Source organism: Streptomyces sp. NPDC127084, assembly GCF_042724175.1.
Taxonomy (GTDB): Bacteria; Actinomycetota; Actinomycetes; order Streptomycetales; family Streptomycetaceae; genus Streptomyces.
The window spans coordinates 1-2,006 of record NZ_JBHXFA010000337.1; the positions used below are offsets into that span (position 1 = coordinate 1).

Annotated in this window: 3 protein-coding genes; 2 read left to right on the plus strand and 1 reads right to left on the minus strand. The window is 66.8% G+C overall.

Features of this window, described 5'->3' with window-relative positions:
• A partial coding sequence (locus tag ACFWI9_RS33990; protein ID WP_387169093.1) for a carbohydrate binding domain-containing protein occupies nt 1-381 on the minus strand: 381 nt, incomplete at its 3' end.
• 377 nt (nt 382-758) lie between these two features.
• Between ACFWI9_RS33990 and ACFWI9_RS33995 the strand changes: the two genes are divergently transcribed.
• Together ACFWI9_RS33995 and ACFWI9_RS34000 are read left to right on the plus strand one after the other, a co-directional pair.
• Nucleotides 759-1,568 carry a hypothetical protein gene (locus ACFWI9_RS33995; RefSeq protein WP_387169096.1) on the plus strand — a complete coding sequence of 270 codons (810 nt, stop codon included), beginning with the start codon at nt 759-761 and terminating at the stop codon, nt 1,566-1,568.
• 126 nt (nt 1,569-1,694) lie between these two features.
• The coding region (locus ACFWI9_RS34000) for an SAF domain-containing protein (protein ID WP_387169089.1) at nt 1,695-2,006 on the plus strand (312 nt) is incomplete at its 3' end.

Consider the following 2,006-nt stretch of genomic DNA (forward strand, 5'->3'; position numbering starts at 1 on the left):
CTTCCACGTCGTGGTGTCGGGGGTCCAGGTCGACACGTCCGTGGTGCCCGTGCCCGTCACGCCCAGGTAGGAGTAGCCGCCCTGCACCCACGCGCTCAGTGTGTACGTCGAGTTGGGCTTGACCGCCACCGACTGGACGCACTGCGCGTTGTCCTGGCCGGCCGGGGTGCCCTTCAGCGCGGCCGCGCCGCCGTGCACCGGGGAGGAGACGGTCGTGCCGCTGCCCGCCGTACAGGTCCAGTTGGTCAGACTCGACTCGAAGCCGGCGTTCTTCGCGTTGTTGATGTCGGCGGCGGACGCCTGGCCGGTGCCCGCGAAGGAGAGGGCGAGGGCGGCCATGGCGACCCCGGCCCACAGTCGTCTGTTCCTGAGTACGGGCATGCCTGGTGCGCGGTCCACTGATGCCTCCGGTGGGGGAGTTTGGAGGGGACTGTGACGACGGTGGCCACCGCTGGAGTTCAAGAGTTGGTCCAGACCAATCTGGTGTCAAGAGGTCCAGACCAACTTCTCCGGCGGTCGGCCCGGCGCTTCGGCGTGGACCAGTTGCTCGACCTGCCCCGGTTTGGTGCGTTGTGTGCGATGACAGTTGCCGCACAGCTACAGAAACGCTGTTCTCCGGTCACAGGGGCGTGGTTACAGTGCTGAGGTAGTCACGCAGTGAAGTCAACTCGGCGTACCGGAGTAATACGCCGGCGAGCCGACAGGCGTGAAACGGGGAGCTGAGCGTGCCAACTGCCATTGCCGTGACCAGCGCCGACATGGCGCTGCCCGCACAGGACGAACGGACCCTGCCCGCCGTCGTCCTGCGGGACCTGGATCAACGACCGCTGGACCAGGCGCTGTCGGAGATGCAGGCCCTGATCGACCAGCACGGGCATGTCGTCGTCGTGTCCTCGCAGGCCGTGTCCGAGGGTGTCGACCGACGGCTGCACACGATCCGGTCCATTCTGGAGAGCGACCGGATCGCCCTGTTCCGTCCGAATCTGCCCCCGCTCGGACTCGCCGTCCTGGCCCGCCAGTTGAGGCAGCTCGCGACCTGCGACCTCAGCCCCGGCGTGCTCGCCTCGGCCGGCCGGCTGCTCACCCACTACATCCACGCCGGCGCGGTCCTCGGCTCGGTCACCCGACTGGACCGGGTCCCCGTCGGCCTCAAGTCGCACGCCAAGTCCTGGGTACCCGGCAGCCAGTTCGCGGTGATCGCCCACCCCGAACCGCAGTTGGTCCGGGTCGGCCCCGGAGTCACCCTGGAGGGGCCGGAGTTCGGCACCTGGATGCTGGTCGCCAAGGGGCAGTTGCAGTCCGACTGGATCGGCACCACCCTCGCCCCGGCGTGGAGCGCGATGGGCCTGCGCGAGGCCACCCTGCCCGCCGAGTCGGTGACATGGTGGGGCACGAGCAGGATGATCGAGTTCTGTACCTATCTGCCCGACCTGTCGGTGCTGTACCAACTGGTCACCTCTGTACGGCAGTCCGTGTGCCACTGGTGCGGTATCGACGTCATCGGCGACCGTTGTGTCTTCTGCTCCGCCACACCGCCCGTTCACGAGAACCAAACATCGAGCGGATAAGTCCTCAACTCACAGGACACGCTTACAGCACACGAATACGGCACACGCATTCGCCAGACCCGGTTCGATCCCGCTCGATCCGCTCATTTCCGCTCGACCGATATCCCCAATGAGGTTGTACGGTTCATGAACTCCCGTCAGCGCCGCGGCGTGATACTCCTGCTCCTGTCGGTGGTCTGCGCCCTCGGCGCGTTCGCCGGCGTCCTCTCCGTCATCCGTGACGTGAAGTCCAAGGTCGGTCCCGAGGTCACGGCGTACCAGGTCAAGGACAACGTGGCGCCCTACACGGCTCTCACCGCGGCCCAGTTCAAGAAGATCGAGATGCCCAAGCGGTGGCTGTCGGACACCGCCGTGACCGATCTCCGCCAGATCAGGGGCAAGATCGCGGTGACCACCCTGCGCGGGGGCTCCCTGCTCCAGACCGACATGATCGTGGAC